Origin of the sequence: Agrobacterium sp. CNPSo 3708 (assembly GCF_028674915.1) — a bacterium.
Lineage (GTDB): Bacteria > Pseudomonadota > Alphaproteobacteria > Rhizobiales > Rhizobiaceae > Agrobacterium > Agrobacterium cavarae.
In genome coordinates, this window is record NZ_JAQZSF010000008.1 from 143,768 (window position 1) to 158,676 (window position 14,909).

Annotated in this window: 18 protein-coding genes and 1 tRNA gene; 5 read left to right on the forward strand and 14 right to left on the reverse strand. The window is 57.8% G+C overall.

Going from position 1 to position 14,909, the window contains the following annotated elements; genetic code table 11:
- Positions 1-42 precede the first annotated feature (42 nt).
- Complete coding sequence (locus PVA19_RS17970; protein ID WP_130977394.1) at positions 43-999, reverse strand: LysR family transcriptional regulator; 957 nt, start codon at positions 997-999, stop codon at positions 43-45.
- Between the two features lie 135 nt (positions 1,000-1,134).
- Between PVA19_RS17970 and PVA19_RS17975 the strand changes: the two genes are divergently transcribed.
- Positions 1,135-1,749 (forward strand): FMN-dependent NADH-azoreductase, encoded by a 615-nt coding sequence (locus PVA19_RS17975; protein ID WP_274103735.1) that lies wholly within the window; start codon positions 1,135-1,137, stop codon positions 1,747-1,749.
- 62 nt (positions 1,750-1,811) lie between these two features.
- Here the strand turns inward: PVA19_RS17975 and PVA19_RS17980 are convergent, their stop codons facing one another.
- Positions 1,812-2,120: an HlyU family transcriptional regulator gene (locus tag PVA19_RS17980; protein WP_274103736.1), complete on the reverse strand. Its 309-nt coding sequence runs from the start codon at positions 2,118-2,120 to the stop codon at positions 1,812-1,814.
- Between the two features lie 66 nt (positions 2,121-2,186).
- A complete protein-coding gene (gene ilvA / locus PVA19_RS17985; protein ID WP_062425583.1) occupies positions 2,187-3,437 on the reverse strand; it encodes a threonine ammonia-lyase in 1,251 nt (416 codons plus the stop codon).
- A 114-nt stretch (positions 3,438-3,551) separates the two neighbouring features.
- Here ilvA and PVA19_RS17990 point away from each other — a divergent pair, with 114 nt between their 5' ends.
- Entirely contained in the window at positions 3,552-5,012 is a 1,461-nt protein-coding gene (locus PVA19_RS17990; protein ID WP_162686476.1) for a TrkH family potassium uptake protein, read from the forward strand.
- 5 nt (positions 5,013-5,017) lie between these two features.
- On the opposite strand, the gene PVA19_RS17995 is transcribed toward PVA19_RS17990, so the two are convergent.
- From PVA19_RS17995 to PVA19_RS18030, 8 genes are all read right to left on the reverse strand, one after another.
- A tRNA-Leu gene (locus tag PVA19_RS17995) sits at positions 5,018-5,099 on the reverse strand.
- 62 nt (positions 5,100-5,161) lie between these two features.
- The gene (locus tag PVA19_RS18000; RefSeq protein WP_274103737.1) at positions 5,162-5,872 is read right to left on the reverse strand and encodes a nuclease; all 711 of its coding nucleotides are present in this window, start codon (positions 5,870-5,872) and stop codon (positions 5,162-5,164) included.
- 186 nt (positions 5,873-6,058) lie between these two features.
- Positions 6,059-6,598, reverse strand: a complete 540-nt coding sequence (locus PVA19_RS18005; RefSeq protein WP_274103738.1) for a MerR family transcriptional regulator — start codon at positions 6,596-6,598, stop codon at positions 6,059-6,061.
- A 165-nt stretch (positions 6,599-6,763) separates the two neighbouring features.
- Positions 6,764-7,102 carry an integration host factor subunit alpha gene (locus PVA19_RS18010; protein ID WP_062425586.1) on the reverse strand — a complete coding sequence of 113 codons (339 nt, stop codon included), beginning with the start codon at positions 7,100-7,102 and terminating at the stop codon, positions 6,764-6,766.
- Between the two features lie 249 nt (positions 7,103-7,351).
- Entirely contained in the window at positions 7,352-8,323 is a 972-nt protein-coding gene (locus tag PVA19_RS18015; RefSeq protein WP_274103739.1) for a beta-ketoacyl-ACP synthase III, read from the reverse strand.
- A 3-nt stretch (positions 8,324-8,326) separates the two neighbouring features.
- On the reverse strand, positions 8,327-9,388 hold the full coding sequence (gene plsX, locus PVA19_RS18020) for a phosphate acyltransferase PlsX (RefSeq protein WP_274103740.1): 1,062 nt from the start codon (positions 9,386-9,388) through the stop codon (positions 8,327-8,329).
- A 99-nt stretch (positions 9,389-9,487) separates the two neighbouring features.
- On the reverse strand, positions 9,488-10,051 hold the full coding sequence (locus PVA19_RS18025; RefSeq protein WP_062425589.1) for a YceD family protein: 564 nt from the start codon (positions 10,049-10,051) through the stop codon (positions 9,488-9,490).
- Between the two features lie 8 nt (positions 10,052-10,059).
- The gene (locus tag PVA19_RS18030; protein ID WP_274103741.1) at positions 10,060-10,599 is read right to left on the reverse strand and encodes a ubiquinol-cytochrome C chaperone family protein; all 540 of its coding nucleotides are present in this window, start codon (positions 10,597-10,599) and stop codon (positions 10,060-10,062) included.
- Between the two features lie 274 nt (positions 10,600-10,873).
- Between PVA19_RS18030 and PVA19_RS18035 the strand changes: the two genes are divergently transcribed.
- On the forward strand, positions 10,874-11,404 hold the full coding sequence (locus tag PVA19_RS18035; RefSeq protein WP_062598204.1) for an outer membrane protein assembly factor BamE: 531 nt from the start codon (positions 10,874-10,876) through the stop codon (positions 11,402-11,404).
- Between the two features lie 78 nt (positions 11,405-11,482).
- On the opposite strand, the gene PVA19_RS18040 is transcribed toward PVA19_RS18035, so the two are convergent.
- Complete coding sequence (locus PVA19_RS18040) at positions 11,483-12,319, reverse strand: branched-chain amino acid ABC transporter permease (protein WP_274103805.1); 837 nt, start codon at positions 12,317-12,319, stop codon at positions 11,483-11,485.
- A 121-nt stretch (positions 12,320-12,440) separates the two neighbouring features.
- Between PVA19_RS18040 and PVA19_RS18045 the strand changes: the two genes are divergently transcribed.
- Together PVA19_RS18045 and PVA19_RS18050 are read left to right on the forward strand one after the other, a co-directional pair.
- Positions 12,441-12,992: a CGNR zinc finger domain-containing protein gene (locus tag PVA19_RS18045; RefSeq protein ID WP_113225419.1), complete on the forward strand. Its 552-nt coding sequence runs from the start codon at positions 12,441-12,443 to the stop codon at positions 12,990-12,992.
- Positions 12,989-13,489, forward strand: a complete 501-nt coding sequence (locus tag PVA19_RS18050) for a hypothetical protein (protein ID WP_274103742.1) — start codon at positions 12,989-12,991, stop codon at positions 13,487-13,489. Before PVA19_RS18045 ends, PVA19_RS18050 begins: the two co-directional genes overlap by 4 nt.
- 99 nt (positions 13,490-13,588) lie before the next feature.
- On the opposite strand, the gene ndk is transcribed toward PVA19_RS18050, so the two are convergent.
- A complete protein-coding gene (gene ndk / locus PVA19_RS18055) occupies positions 13,589-14,011 on the reverse strand; it encodes a nucleoside-diphosphate kinase (protein WP_062425595.1) in 423 nt (140 codons plus the stop codon).
- A 102-nt stretch (positions 14,012-14,113) separates the two neighbouring features.
- A complete protein-coding gene (locus PVA19_RS18060; protein ID WP_162686475.1) occupies positions 14,114-14,803 on the reverse strand; it encodes a glutathione S-transferase family protein in 690 nt (229 codons plus the stop codon).
- Between the last annotated feature and the right edge of the window lie 106 nt (positions 14,804-14,909).

Consider the following 14,909-nt stretch of genomic DNA (forward strand, 5'->3'; position numbering starts at 1 on the left):
ACGCTGTTGAGCTTCGATTTTCTGCTGAGCAAGGAGAAGCCTCTACTCGGCGGCGTCTTTCAAGGGCACGGGGCGGACGATGTTCAGGAAGCTCTTATTGTCCGGGCATTTCGACAGGCGCTTTTCAAAGCCATTGATCAGCCATTGGCTTGCCGGACCGGCAGGCGTATCGGCCTTTCGCAGGGAATACAGCGGATATTCGCCGAGTTCGTAGGCGTCGAGGTCGAGCACCTTGAGACTGCCATTCATGATGTCTGTCCTGACCAGCGATGCGGGCAGCCCACCCCAACCAAGACCACCCTTGATCAGCTGGTATTTCGTCGCGATGTCGCTGACCCGCCACGTCTTGTAGGACAGGACATTGAAGTCACGGCCGTTGGTCAGCCCCGACATGTCCATCACCACCATCTGCACCTCTTCACGGACATCGGCGAGTGTCACCGGGCGGTGCAATTTTGCCAGAGCGTGGTCACCGGCCGCGACGGGTACCATGAAGGAGTGGCCGATCTTTTCCAGGACCAGACCATCATCCTGCTGTGAGACCGCCCCGCCAATGCCGATCAGCGCTTTACGGCTTCTGACCATCTCCATGACCATGCCCAATTCACCGACATTGAGGGTGAGCGACACGGTCGGGAATTCCTCCCGGAATTCACGAAGGACCTCAACCACGGCCTCGGCTGGAACCATGGTGCTGAGAACGAGGGAGACCTCCGCCTCCAGGCCCTGCTTCAGCCCTTTGGCGCGTGATCGCATTTCCTGCAATCCGGCAACGATTCTGCGCGCATCCTCCAGCATGGCGCGGCCCTCGTCGGTCAGTTTCGACTGGCGGCCGCTGCGCTCGAAAAGGCTGACCTCAAGCTGCGCCTCGAGATTGGCAATGGTGTAGCTGACCACCGATTGCGCGCGGTTAAGCACGCGCGAAGCGGCTGAAAAGCTTCCCGTTTCGGCAACGGTCAAGAAGACCTGCAACTGGTCAAGTGTCGGGTTGGCGTCCATGTCCCATCCATTTTATCGATAGATAGATTTCAGATTATCACAGTTTTCTAGATGGCAAAACTGGCCGATAACCCAGTCAACCAAGCGGGGCCCCGCCTCGCGCCATCCTCCCAAGACTGACCAAGAGGCACCAAAATGTCGAAGATTCTGCTCGTCACTTCCAGCCCGCGTGGCAATGAATCGCTATCCAACAAGTTCGCAACCGAGCTTGCCGAGAAGATCAACGCACAGTCGAACGGCCAGATCACCCATCTCGATCTCGGCCAGAACCCGATCCCGCATCTCGATTCTGTCACAACCTCTGCCATTCGCAAGCCCGCCGAACAGCGCACGCCAGAAGAGGCCTCCGCTGCCGATTACTCCGACAAGCGCGTGGCTGAATTGATGGAAGCCGACACCGTCATCATCGGCACCGGCCTCATCAACTTCTCGATCTATTCGGGTCTGAAGTCCTGGATCGACAATATCGCGCGCGCCGGCATGACCTTCAAATACACCGAATCCGGCCCGATCGGCCTTGCGACCGGCAAGAAGGTCTACATCGTTCTGTCCGCTGCCGGCGTATATTCCGAAGGCCCTGCCGCTTCGCTTGAGCACGCCGTGCCCTACCTGAAGACGGTTCTCGGCTTCATGGGCATGACGGATGTCGAAGTCATCCGTATTGAAGGTCTGGCATTCGGTCCGGAAGCTGCCGAAAAGGCCATTGCTGCAGCCAATGCCAAGGTCGAAGAACTGGCGAAGGCCGCATAAAAAAGCGGCCGCTCCGGCCGCTTCTTTTCGAACGATACCAACGGTCGCGCTTGTCGCGGCCGTTATTTTTTGTCGGCAAACAGGTTCGGACCGTTCTGGTCAATGATCAGCTTGCCCTTGCGCACCGTGCATTCCACTGCATCATCCATGCTGGTGAACACGTCGGCGCGAACGAATTCATGCACAAGCACCTCGTCTCCGACAGTCTTTTCGATGCGGCCTGCCAAGCGGTACTGCGCACCTTCCTTCATCGGCGTGGCGTAGATGGTGTATTCGCCATGCTGACGCGGTTCGGACGTCTCCGCCTTCTTTGGCGCATCCGACTGGCCGGAGCCGAAGCCGGAAAAGAGTTTCGAGAAGAACGAGGCCATGCTTTACCCTTCCTGTTGTCGTTGCGCCGAGCGCTTGTATCGCGCCCGGCGTAATGATGCATTCGATCAGATAATGAGGTTCGCGAGGATTTCGTTCTCGGTTATATCCTCATAGCCAAGCCCTGCCGCCTCGAAACGCTCGAACAGAGTGGTAAAATTGTCGCGAGACGTAGTTTCGATGCCGATGAGGATCGAGCCGAAGTTGCGGGCCGATTTCTTCAGATACTCGAAGCGCGCAACGTCATCATCCGGACCGAGCATATTGAGGAAGTCGCGAAGCGCGCCGGGACGCTGCGGAAGACGCAGGATGAAGTACTTCTTCACCCCGGTGAAGCGCATGGCGCGTTCTTTGACATCCGGGAGACGCTCGAAGTCGAAATTGCCGCCGGAGACGACGCAGATCACCCGCTTGCCCTCCAGCCGCTCGCGACCGAGCTTTTCCAGTGCAGCGATCGACAACGCGCCCGCTGGCTCAAGCACCACGCCCTCGAGATTGAGCATGTCGATGATGGTGACGCAGATGGCGTTTTCCGGGATCAGTTCGACCTGTTCGGATGGGAAATCTTTGAGCGCCTGGAAGTTGAGGTCGCCGATGCGGGCAACAGCTGCTCCATCGACGAAGTTGTCGACCTTGTTCAGCGTGACGGCTTCGCCCGCTTCGATGCTCTTCTTCAGGCTTGGCGCACCTTCCGGTTCGCAGAAGACAAAGTTGTTTCGCGCGACCGTACCGGCAAAATATCCGGTGAGACCCGCAGCTAGTCCGCCACCGCCGACCGGCATGACCACCAGATCGGGCTTTGCGCCATCGGGAAGCTGGTCCATCACTTCAGCGGCAACGGTTGCCTGACCTTCAATGATATCCTGATGGTCGAAGGGCGGCACCATGTAGCCGTCATTTTCTTCGACATACGCACGTGCTGCCGCATAGCACTGGTCGAAAATATCGCCGATCAGCTTGATGGTGATGAACTCGGCACCGAAAATGCGCGTCTTGTCGATCTTCTGCTGCGGTGTGGTGACAGGCATGAAGACCACACCCTTGACGCCGAAATGGCGGCAGGCGAAAGCAAAACCCTGGGCATGATTGCCGGCTGACGCACAGACAAAGATCTTCTCTTTGCCGGCACCGGCAACGGCCTTGCGCAGGAAATTGAACGCGCCTCTAATCTTGTAGGAACGAACAGGCGTGAGGTCTTCACGCTTCAGCCAAATCTCGGCTCCGTACCGACGGCTGAGATGTTCATTCAACTGCAACGGCGTCTCGGGAAAGATTTCCCGAACTTCTCGCCGTGCGGCTTCTACAAGCAGTTTGTCCACGATTTTCAATCCATTGAAATTCCAGATGGCACCCGCTATGCCATAGGAACAAGCCCGACACAAAGACTCTTTGCGCCACTTCGGTACGCGTTACTCGATCAAGGGTTGATTTTTTTGAACGCCAATCTCCTGCGCGCCGTCGTCTATATTACTTCGATCTTCGGCCTCTACATGGCAACCTCCATGGTCGTGCCGGCCATGACGGACCTTTACTACGGAAATAACGACTGGATCGTTTTTGCCGCTTCCGGCTTCATGTGCGGCGGGCTTGCTCTTGCCTGTGCGCTTGCCACACGCGGACCGATGCCGACCTTCAACAAGCGCTTCGGCTTCCTGCTTGTGAATGTCTTATGGCTGGTCTTCTCGCTCGTCGGTGCCGTGCCGCTCTATCTCTCGGAACTCAACCTCTCCTTTGCGCAGGCCCTGTTCGAATCCATCTCTGCGATCACGACCACAGGCTCAACGGTCATCTCCGGTCTCGACAAGGCACCACAGGGAATTTTGATCTGGCGCTCGCTTCTTTGCTGGCTCGGCGGTATCGGTATCGTGGCGCTCGGTCTCTTCATCCTGCCACTGCTGCGCGTGGGCGGCATGACCTTCTTTCGGATGGAATCCTCAGACACGGCCAGCGACAGGCCTTTCGCACGACTGGCGAGCTTCACCCGCGCCTTCGTTGCCATCTATGTCGTGATGACGATTGCCTGTACCATCGCCTTCGATTTTGCCGGCATGACCCATTTCGATGCGGTCAATCACGCCATGTCGGCGGTGGCGACGGGCGGTTTCTCCACCCATGACGCATCCTTCGGCTATTTCGGCGACAATGTCGCGCTGCTGTGGATCGCGACTTTCTTCCTGATCCTCGGCAGCCTGCCCTTTTCGGTCATGATCCTGCTCGCCGTGCGCGGCAGGATGGATATTCTCTATGACCCGCAGATCCGCGTGTTCATCGGCTATCTCTGCGCGATTTCGCTGGCAGTCGGCATCTATCATCACATCCACAGTGGCGTGTCGCTTCACATTGCGCTCAGCCATTCCTTCTTCAACATGACGTCGATCCTGTCGACCGGCGGTTTTGCCAGCGACGACTATACGCTCTGGGGTCCGTTTGTCGTGGTCGTCGCCTTCTTCGCCACCTTCATGGGCGGCTGCTCCGGCTCAACGGCTGGCGGTATCAAAGCCTACCGCTTTGTCATCGTCTATAATGTGGTGAAGACCGGTCTGCGGAAGCTGATTTATCCGGATGCCGTCTATCCCGTGCGTTACGGCGTGCAGGTCGTCGATGCCGAAACCATTCGCAACGTCTTCCTGTTTCTCAGCTGTTTCATCGCTCTGTGGATCGCCGGTAGCCTGGCGATGAGCGCGATGGGCTACGACTTCCTGACCGCGACATCTGGTGTGGCCACATCGCTTGCCAATGTCGGCCCAGGGGTCGGTCCGATCATCGGCCCGGCCGGCAACTTCTCCACCATCAGCGATCCCGCACTCTATCTGCTGTCGCTGATGATGCTGCTCGGCCGTCTGGAAATCCTGACCGTGCTCGTGTTGCTGATGCCGCTGTTCTGGAGAAGCTGAAGATTTGGTACGGGCGGCGGGACTCGAACCCGCACGCTTTCGCTCCGGATTTTAAGTCCGGTATGTCTACCATTCCATCACGCCCGCTTGCATTTCCATCTACACAGCGTCACCGCATCCGGTCAACTGCATGTCTATGGGGAATTGAATTAACCGCACCATGATGGGCTTGGGGAACCAGCGCGACGTGCAAGCCCTTCGCGAATCAGCTGGTCGGCAAAGGACGTGCCTGACCTGGACACGGCCTTTACTTCGGCACCCTGCCCGCCAGCCGCCACCTGGAAGCTACCGGAATTGAGCATATCACGCAGTCGCACCTTGGCGGTGAAGCCGCGGGCGCGCTCTTCCATGCAGCGGGCCTGATCTGTCTGCGGCACCTCGATGCCGGCAAGCTTCATCTTCACGCCCTTCATCCAGAAGGTGCTGCCATCCATGACGCAGTTGTTGAGGCCGGAGCGTCCGCAAAAGGCGAAGGTGCCGGGCTTTGCGCCGAGCGAAACATTTTCCACCTGCGGCTTTGGCGAAGGCAATGTTGCGGGAGGCAATTGACCGGCACCTGCCGGCGAACCCACCATGGCGATCGAGCGTGGTGGAACGGGTGCACCAGACGTTGGCAGGGCAACGGTTTGCGTCGGCTTCTGCGCGGACTGAGGCTTGGCAGAAGCAGTTTCGCGGGTTGCGGGTGCGCTGCTCTTGGACGTCGAGGCAACGACGTTCTTCATCTTGGGCAACAGGGTGTCGCGATGCTCATAGGCCTGAATCCCGCCGACGGCCACGCCAAACAGGATCAACCAGGACCAGACGCTTCCACCCTTGGACTTGGATGAGGCGCGGCGGCTTGAAGGTTTTCTCTTGCTCACAGAACAACTCCTTTTCAGGCGGGCATTATCCGCTGAAGGAGTTTCCGAAAGGTTGGCATTTGAGATAAATTCGATCTGTGATCATAAGCCGCGGCGTTATCCACAACTCTCTCACAAGCCAAAACTGAGACGTCTGTGGCAGCGGTTGTTACGGAGAGCACTGCTCTCCATGCGTCCGCTGGCCGTTTAACGCACTTGGTCGAGCAGGCGTTTGCACTCCAGAAGGTCGAAGAGCGCCTCCTGCAGCAGGGCGCGATCATCCTTGCTGATGCTGGATTTGCCGATGGAAATTTCCGGCGTGTCGTCGGATGACCCACCGCCGAAGCCGAAGAAGCGGCCGCTGGGCCTCGCCTTGGGACGCCCCACGACTTCGTCTTCGTCCGTCTGCACGACGCGCGGCTCCGCGGTCTGCTTCTCTCCGCTGGCAGCCATGATGGCTTCCATGGTCGCCATGTCGCCAGACGCGATCGCGGCGACGAAGCGGTTGCCATTGGTCTTGAGGAGTTTTTGCACGCCCTTGATCGTGTATCCATGATCGTAAAGCAGATGCCGGATGCCCTTCAGGAGATCGACATCGTCCGGGCGATAGTAGCGTCGCCCGCCGCCGCGCTTCATCGGCTTGATCTGGGGAAAGCGGGTTTCCCAGAAACGCAGCACATGCTGCGGCAGATCGAGATCGTCCGCAACTTCACTGATCGTTCTAAAGGCGTCTGGACTCTTATCCACGCTTAACTCCCACCCGACGAAATGACAGGTTTGCAAAACACACGACAAGGTATGATGCGAATCGTCTTTATTTCAACGGCTTGACGGTTGAAATTCAAGTATGTTCACAGGAAGAAAAGCAGTGAGGTATCAGAATGGGCGTGGATAGCGTCGAAAGAAGCCGCTTTATGAGCCGGGCTTCTGGGTCTTCTGCTTCGCCTTGCGCGATGCGTGGGCCTTGAGGATGCGCTGTTTCAGAACGTTGGAGGCCTTGAAGGTCATGACGCGACGCGGCGAAATCGGCACTTCTTCGCCGGTCTTCGGATTTCGACCGATACGCTCGTTCTTTTCACGGATCTGGAAGGTTGCGAAGGAGGAGAGCTTCACCACCTCGCCACGGGTGATGGCATTACAGATCTCGTCAATGACGGTTTCGACCAGCTCGGCGGATTCAGTTCGGGACAAACCCACCTTGCGAAACACAGACTCGGCCAAATCCGCACGTGTCACAGTTTTACCGGCCATTTTTCCCCGCGCTTATCTCTGTTGTGTTCTGGAAACCGCCTGAGACTATTGCCGTTGACGGCAACGGTCAAGGAATGTTTCCAGAATCGTTTAGGGATTTACGGCAATGATGGCAAGGGTTTACGTTAAAGCGCCGTGCGTCCTACTGGACGAACAAGGGACGCCTTTACCTTTTTGAATCGACACATCGTGCTTTTCCGAAAATCGATTTCGACTTTCGGGCCGATGCGGTCGATCGTCACCGAAACGTTACCAGCGCAGAAGCACCGAGCCCCAGGTAAAGCCGCCGCCCATCGCTTCCAGCATAACGAGGTCGCCCTGCTTGATGCGCCCGTCGGCAGCAGCGGTTGCGAGCGCCAGCGGAATGGAGGCCGCAGAGGTGTTCCCGTGCAGATCGACGGTGACGACAACCTTCTCCAGCGAAATGCCAAGCTTCTTCGCCGAGCCATCGATGATGCGGCGGTTGGCCTGGTGTGGAACGAGCCAATCCAGATCCTCTGCCGTGGTGCCGGTGGCCTCAAAGGCTGCCTCGATCACATCCGTGATCATGCCGACGGCGTGTTTAAAGACTTCGCGGCCTTCCATGCGCAGATGACCAACAGTGCCAGTCGTCGATGGTCCGCCATCGACGTAAAGCTTTTCCTTGTGCGCGCCATCCGAACGCAGATGGGAGGTCAGCACTCCCCGGTCGGAGGTCTTGCCTTCGCCCTCGCCTGCTTCCAGGATGACGGCACCGGCGCCATCGCCGAAAAGAACGCAGGTGGTGCGATCCTTCCAGTCGAGAATGCGCGAGAAGGTTTCCGCACCAATGACCAGCACGCGCTTTGCCATGCCGCCACGAATATAGAGATCGGCCGTCGCCATCGCGTAGACGAAGCCGGAGCAAACAGCCTGAACGTCAAAGGCAAAGCCGCCAGTGATGCCGAGGCGGTTCTGGATGTTTACCGCTGTCGCGGGAAACGTGTTGTCGGGTGTGGATGTGGCAACAATGATGAGATCGATGTCTTCGGGCTTCAACCCGCCATTTTGCAATGCCGCGCGGGCTGCAGCCTCGCCGAGCGAAGCCGATGTCTCACCCTCGCCTGCAATGTAGCGCTGCTTGATGCCGGTGCGCTGAACGATCCATTCGTCCGAGGTCTCGACGATACCTTCGATTTCCTGGTTCGTCACAACCCGCTTCGGCAGCGCCGCTCCGAAGCCACGTACAATAGAGCGGATCATTGGTTATTCCTCATCAACCACGAGAGCTTCAGGCGCCGGAGGCGGAAGTCTTCTTGCGTGGTATGCTTTCAAATCATTTTCGATCTTGGCGGTCAGGCCATTATGAACCATGTCGTAGCCGACATCGATGGCGGAGGCGAAGCCGAGCGCATCCGTGCCGCCGTGGCTCTTGATGACGATACCATTCAGTCCCAGGAACACGCCGCCATTGACCTTGCGCGGATCCATCTTCTCCCGCAGCACATCGAATGCACTCTTGGCCAGAAGATAGCCGATCTTCGCGATGAAGCTGCGGGAAATGGCTTCGCGCAGCAAAGTGGTGATCTGGCGTGCGGTGCCTTCTGCGGCCTTCAGCGCAATATTGCCAGTGAAGCCTTCAGTGACGACGACATCGACCGTACCCCTGCCGATATCGTCGCCTTCGACGAAACCGCGGTAGTCGATGGTGGCGAGATCGGCTTCACGAATGAGGCGACCGGCTTCGCGGACCTCTTCCTGTCCCTTGACCTCTTCAACACCGACATTGAGAAGGCCGACCGTCGGGCGATCGACATCGAACAGCGCACGCGCCATGGCACCGCCCATCAGGGCAAAATCCAGAAGCTGCTGTGAGTCCGCACCAATGGTCGCGCCAATATCGAGAACGATGCTCTCGCCACGCAGCGTGGGCCAGATGCCGGCAATCGCGGGACGTTCGATCCGCGCCATGGTGCGCAAACAGAATTTCGCCATGGCCATCAGCGCACCGGTGTTGCCAGCAGAAACGGCCACATCCGCCTCGCCCACCTTGACCGCTTCAATGGCGCGCCACATGCTGGAGACGTAACGACCGCGACGAAGCGCCTGGCTAGGCTTTTCATCCATGGCAACCGAGACTTCGCAGTCAAAGAACTCGGACTTCTCCATCAGACGAGGATATTGCGCCAGAATAGGATCGCACTTGCTCTTCTGCCCATAGAGCAGGAATGTCACGTCGTTGTGCCGCTCGAGTGCCTTTGCAGCACCGGGTATGACAACATCAGGGCCGTGGTCCCCACCCATGACGTCAATTGCTATTCTGATCACTCGTCCCTGATCCTTCTGACCGCCGCGCGGTAATTTTCGGGCGAAAATACCGTTTCCGCCCAGCCTTACAACTGAATTGTTCGCTTCTTACGAAGGCATTCAGTCTTTTTTCCAATCTTTCAACACCGCGAAGGGCGAAGGTTTTTTGTCTTCCATCGGCGTCTTCTCGCCGTATCCGTCGAAATCGATACCGTCTTTTCGTGGATAGGGATCAATCGCCAGAGCGGCAAATTCCGCAACGACCACGCCGACATCGATCGTGTCACCAACAAACTGATCGGGAATATCCGGACCGTCCGGATCGAGCACGATCTCACCGTCATCATTCGTCGTCATGCGCGCGAGTTTCGAACCTTCCGGCACGAAAATCTGCTCGACCTTTTCATCGATCACACTCGGAACGGGCTCAAGCGTTACCACACAAGCCTGCGTGATACCGGCCTGCACCTGACCCTTGATCCTGATGCCGTCCCTTTTCCAACGGGTGACCTGCAATTCGCTTTTGAGATAGTCCACTGACAGGACATCCCAGAATTTTGCCAGCGCCTTCAGCTCTTCCGGGCTTGCCTCGAGACCAATCCTGACCGGATTGGCAGAAATATGACCTACCTTGACGGGATAGGAAAAGGGCGCGTCATCATTGGCCGCATGGGGCGATTTCATTGAAAACCTCACAAATCCGGTGAAGGCAGCGTGACAGTTCCCGTCGCCACAGCGTCTTCCGGCTGCGCAGACAGCATCTCCGACGCCGACATCATCCATTTCGAAAGCGCGCGCATATCCGGCGCGGCCTCATCTGCCTGGGGATATATATTGCGACGGAGCGCTGCCGCAAGTGCATGGGCATCCGCACTGTCGATTGCAGCGGCATAGGATTCCAGCCTGCCATAAAACATGCCTGCAAATTTCTTCATCCGCTTCGGCACGCCCTGGTCGCCGATCCCCAGTTCCCGCATCGAATGGTCGAGATCCTGGAAGAAGGCATCGACGATCTCCTGGGCGATTTCCTGGCCGCTGACCGATGCGCCTTTGGTGCGGCGAAAATACAGAATCATCACAACCGCCAGCATTTCAAAACGGCCCATGACCGTGTCCGGAACGCCCATGTGCAGATAGAAGCCCGGCTGGCGAGCGGCCTGCGTCAATATAGAATATTGGCGATCAACGATGGCGCGATTGTTGTTTTTCTTTCTGAAAAGCCCAAAAACCATCGAAAAATCCGAATATCGACCGACGAAATCGTGTCTCGCCCATCGCACTTGTTGCATGATTGTCAAAGCTGGTTTACCGAAGCATCCGAGAATTGCAATGCCGTGTCAGTCACGTTCATCATCGTGCTGAAACAGTCAAGGATAGGCGCCAGGAGGCGGTGCCGGTTTCTGAAACATGTTGCATTCCATGGTGAAACGGGGAATTCCTGTCCCCGGATTGACATAATCGTGTGTACAGAAGCGGTACGACACGCAATGCCGGAAGGTGCCATTCATGATCGCAGTCGGGGAAACGCAGGTGAACAAGCAGAAGTCGGCCGGAAAGACCAAGTTTCTGAGCAAAGCCGCCATCGCCGTTGTTGTTGCCTCGAGCCTGCTGACGGCCTGCTCCAGCACCACGGACGTTTTCCATAACGGCTATGTGCTGGACGAACAGTCGCTGCAGCTGATCCCCGTCGGCTCGAGCCGCGAACAGGTGCTGCTGACCATGGGTACGCCGTCGACGACGGCAACGTTCGGCAATGAGGTGTTCTACTACATCTCGCAAAAGCGCGTTCGCAGAGCAGCTTTCATGAAGCCGCAGCTCGTCGAGCAGAACATTCTTGCGATCTATTTCGACAAGAACGGCGTTGTCGCCCAGAAGGCGAACTACACGCTTCAGGACGGCAAGGTCTTCGACAGCATCTCGCGCACCACGCCGACGGGCGGCAAGGACCTCACCTTCCTGCAGCAGCTGCTTTCGGGTGGCCCTGCCGGTGCCGGCATCGCCAAGAGCATCCTCGGCGGCAACAACAGCGCCTTCTGACGCGAGACATACCGATGGTTTCGAAAAGGCCGGCGCCAAATGGACGCCGGCCTTTTTTATGTTCGGCCATAATCCCTGTCACAATACAGGACGTTCGCTGCGCGCCGCGATCAGCCACAGGATCAGCATGAGGAGGACACCGGCATCGCGCCACGTGACGGCTCCGTAGGCTGACCAGAACGTCTCCGCGACACCAATGGCGGCAGCGCCTGCTGCGGATTTCAGCGGGCTCGAATATCCGCCGGCAGCAGAGATCAAGACGACTTTCAAGCCGAACGTGAGACCCGCGCCGAAATCCATATTGCCGTAATAAAAGGTGGCGAGCACCCCGCAAACCGAGGCAACGAGCGCTGCGGCACAGTATGAAAGCAGAAACACCCTGCCCGCATTCACTCCCATCATTTTCGCTGCGAAGGCATCTTCGGAAACGGCCCTCCACTGCCTGCCGAACTGAGACGAGCGAAGGAACAGCCAGCCAGCCGCGATCAGAGCGCAAAAGCAGGCGGAGTTCAAAATCTGCATCGGCGTCGTCGTGACGAAGAAATCGCCCTGTTGCCAGAGCCGGACTGGATCGTTGAAGAGCGGAGGTAACCAGAGCGAACGGGTGTCGGCTGCAAGTCTTGCACTCTCCATCAGCGCAATCAGCGACCCGATCGACGCCACCGTGACCGCGTTGGGCGTGGCTCGGGCAAGAGGTCGCATCACCGCGCGGCCAATCAGAAAGCCTGCCCATAGTCCGCCGAAGAGACCAGCGACCGCCCCGAAGGCCAATGTGGCAGCAAGGGTCAACCAAAGCCGGTTCCAGCCAAAATCGGCAAAGAGCAGACAGGTCAGTCCGGCAAAAGCAAAAATTCCCCCAAAGGTGACATCGGCACGCTTGGTGATGGCAAAGGCGATGGCATAGCCGAAGGCCAGCGCGGCTTAGAGAGCTGCAATCGGAACCGCGTTCAGAATCTGCTGCAGAAAATAGGCCATCTCAGCCCTCCCCACCGCCAATCTAACTGGTAAAACTGATTTTACCAGTTATAATTATGTCATGACCTTCACTTGGACACCGCATCGATTTTCCGGCGGAGCGCTCGCTCTGGATGTCGCCAACACCGTTATTCTACGCGGTGATGCCGACCGCTCGATCGACCGTTTCGCCAGCAGCGAGCAAATCGAAAGCTTTTGCGAGGCGGCCGTTGCGATGTGTGCCGAAAGAGAAGGCATGCCCACTGCCTTACGACCGCCGCCTGTGGAATCGGAAGATGTGCTGATCGATCTGAGGGAGGCGACAGATCGCTACTTTCGCACTGCGATTGCCACAGGGGAGGAAGACAACGCGCTGCTTGCCGATCTTCTCAGTGCCTGCGCCGCGGCGCTGAGGACGGCGAAAGCGGACGAACTGGCCGCGGCAACGGCCCACTCCGTACTGTACTTGATTCACGGCTCTGATCGCAGTCGCATGCGCATCTGCACCAATTGCGGCTGGCTGTTTCTCGACCGCAGCAAGAACCGCAGCCGGATCTGGTGCGACATGGCGGTCTGCGGCAACCGGCGCAAGGCGAGCCGCCATTACAAGCGCAAGAAGGAGACCCCAGAATGAGATGGTTGACCCTATCCTTCATTCTGCTTGCGCTTGCAGGATGCCAGCGTGAAGAGCAAAGGGATGTCGCAAAAATTTCCGGGCGCATGTTCGTCTTCAACTACCGCGTCGCGGTGGCAACCTATCTCGTCACGCTTCAAGCACAGGTACCGATAGAAGAAGGAAGCGTGATAGAGGCGGAGTTCGAGAACCCGCGTGGCGGCGATGCACTGACGGTCTCCGAACGACTTTTTCCCAAGAATTCGAAGATTGTTCTTCAGAGCCCACCGGTGGAATGCGTCAGGCAGGACCGGCCCTACACGGTAACGATCCGCTTGAGAGCGCCCGATCGGCATGTGATGCAGACACTTGAAACCAAGGTGACATCCGACACGGATCAATCGCAGCTTCCGGCAAAGCCGCTTGTGGTCGGTCCCCTCTATACCCCAAACCCAGAGGTGTTTCGCAGTGACGGCACGACGGACATGAAGCCAGTTCAAAACTGCCCGGTGCCCTAGAATTGGCCCGATCAGCATCTGCGGCAGAGAACGAAAACAAAAAAACGGGGCCGTTGCGGGCCCCGTTTTCAGAAACACTCAGCTTTGCAGCCGATAGGATCAGCCGACGATTTCGGTTTCAGCGAACCAGTAAGCGATTTCCTGGGCAGCGGTTTCCGGAGCATCCGAACCGTGGACCGAGTTCTCGCCGATGGAGAGAGCGAAGGTCTTGCGGATGGTGCCTTCGGCAGCCTGCGCAGGGTTGGTTGCGCCCATGATTTCGCGGTTCTTGAGGATGGCGTTTTCGCCTTCCAGAACCTGAACGATGGTCGGGCCGGAGGTCATGCCTTCAACCAGTTCGCCGAAGAAAGGACGTTCCTTGTGAACAGCGTAGAAGCCTTCTGCTTCGCGCTTGCTCATCCAGACGCGCTTGGATGCGATAACGCGCAGGCCGTTTTCTTCAAAAACCTTGGTGATGGCGCCAGTGAGGTTACGCTTGGTTGCGTCCGGCTTGATCATCGAGAATGTGCGTTCAATCGCCATTATTGCGGTTCCTTGTCATAGAAAGAAAGTGGGCGGTGTTTACCCGCCCAAACGCCCGAAAACAAGGGGGCTCTCCGCAATTGGCATGCGCCGCGCGACATTTCACGCCGCTGTCACACTGCGCCCCTTCGCGCCGTGCAGATCGAGGCAGCGCTCGAACCAGTCGCGAACGGGATCCTTGGCGGCGAAGAGGTCAACACCGCTCGCGACCCTCGACCACTGAAGCGCGCCGAAGACGATGTAGTCGGAAAAGAGCGGGCTCTCACCACCAAGGAACGGCTGGCGGCCGAGCATCTTGCGAATGGGTTCAAGGCGAGCAGGAAAAGCGGCAATCTCCGCATCGCGTTCGGCAATCACCTCTTCCAGCGCGGCACCCAGCGCTTTGGTCCGGCTCTCGCGGAAATAGGCCTGGTCCTGGTCGTCCAGCATGTCGTGAATATCGAGAAGTGCGATCCTGACGATGGCCGGATGGAGCTGCGTCTGCGACCAGCTTTCGACGAACCGAGACAATGCCTTGCCGCCCTCCCCGTTGAACAGCGATGGCTGGTCGGGATAGGCCTCATCGAGATAGACCGCGATTTCGAAGCTGTCCTTTACCAGTCTGTCTCCGTCACGCAGGACAGGCACGGTTTTCGAAAAACCGTTTTCGATGCCGGGTATGGCGGTGAAGGCGAGCGGACGCTCTTCGAAATCCAGCCCCTTATGCGCCAGCGACAAAACGGTTTTCCAGCAATGGGGCGAGAACGGACGGCTGATGTCACGGCCGCATAGCGTGTAAAGCGTAATCGACATGGTCACTCCTGTTTTTCTGACGCCATTGAACAGGCTGATGCGGCGAAAATCAAACCACGAGTCTTCATGCCAGCCATCACGGAGTTTGAAGAGACGTTGTTCTCAT

Excerpts from the sequence above, each read along its gene's own strand:
- ndk (WP_062425595.1), bottom strand. The coding sequence starts at position 14,011 with ATGGCGATTGAACGCACATTCTCGATGATCAAGCCGGACGCAACCAAG.
- PVA19_RS18060 (WP_162686475.1), bottom strand. The coding sequence starts at position 14,803 with ATGTCGATTACGCTTTACACGCTATGCGGCCGTGACATCAGCCGTCCG.
- PVA19_RS18025 (WP_062425589.1), bottom strand. The coding sequence starts at position 10,051 with ATGAAATCGCCCCATGCGGCCAATGATGACGCGCCCTTTTCCTATCCC.
- PVA19_RS17970 (WP_130977394.1), bottom strand. The coding sequence starts at position 999 with ATGGACGCCAACCCGACACTTGACCAGTTGCAGGTCTTCTTGACCGTT.
- PVA19_RS18010 (WP_062425586.1), bottom strand. The coding sequence starts at position 7,102 with ATGGCCGGTAAAACTGTGACACGTGCGGATTTGGCCGAGTCTGTGTTT.
- PVA19_RS18035 (WP_062598204.1), top strand. The coding sequence starts at position 10,874 with ATGATCGCAGTCGGGGAAACGCAGGTGAACAAGCAGAAGTCGGCCGGA.
- PVA19_RS18030 (WP_274103741.1), bottom strand. The coding sequence starts at position 10,599 with ATGGTTTTTGGGCTTTTCAGAAAGAAAAACAACAATCGCGCCATCGTT.
- PVA19_RS17975 (WP_274103735.1), top strand. The coding sequence starts at position 1,135 with ATGTCGAAGATTCTGCTCGTCACTTCCAGCCCGCGTGGCAATGAATCG.
- PVA19_RS18015 (WP_274103739.1), bottom strand. The coding sequence starts at position 8,323 with ATGATCCGCTCTATTGTACGTGGCTTCGGAGCGGCGCTGCCGAAGCGG.
- PVA19_RS18045 (WP_113225419.1), top strand. The coding sequence starts at position 12,441 with ATGACCTTCACTTGGACACCGCATCGATTTTCCGGCGGAGCGCTCGCT.
- PVA19_RS17980 (WP_274103736.1), bottom strand. The coding sequence starts at position 2,120 with ATGGCCTCGTTCTTCTCGAAACTCTTTTCCGGCTTCGGCTCCGGCCAG.
- PVA19_RS18050 (WP_274103742.1), top strand. The coding sequence starts at position 12,989 with ATGAGATGGTTGACCCTATCCTTCATTCTGCTTGCGCTTGCAGGATGC.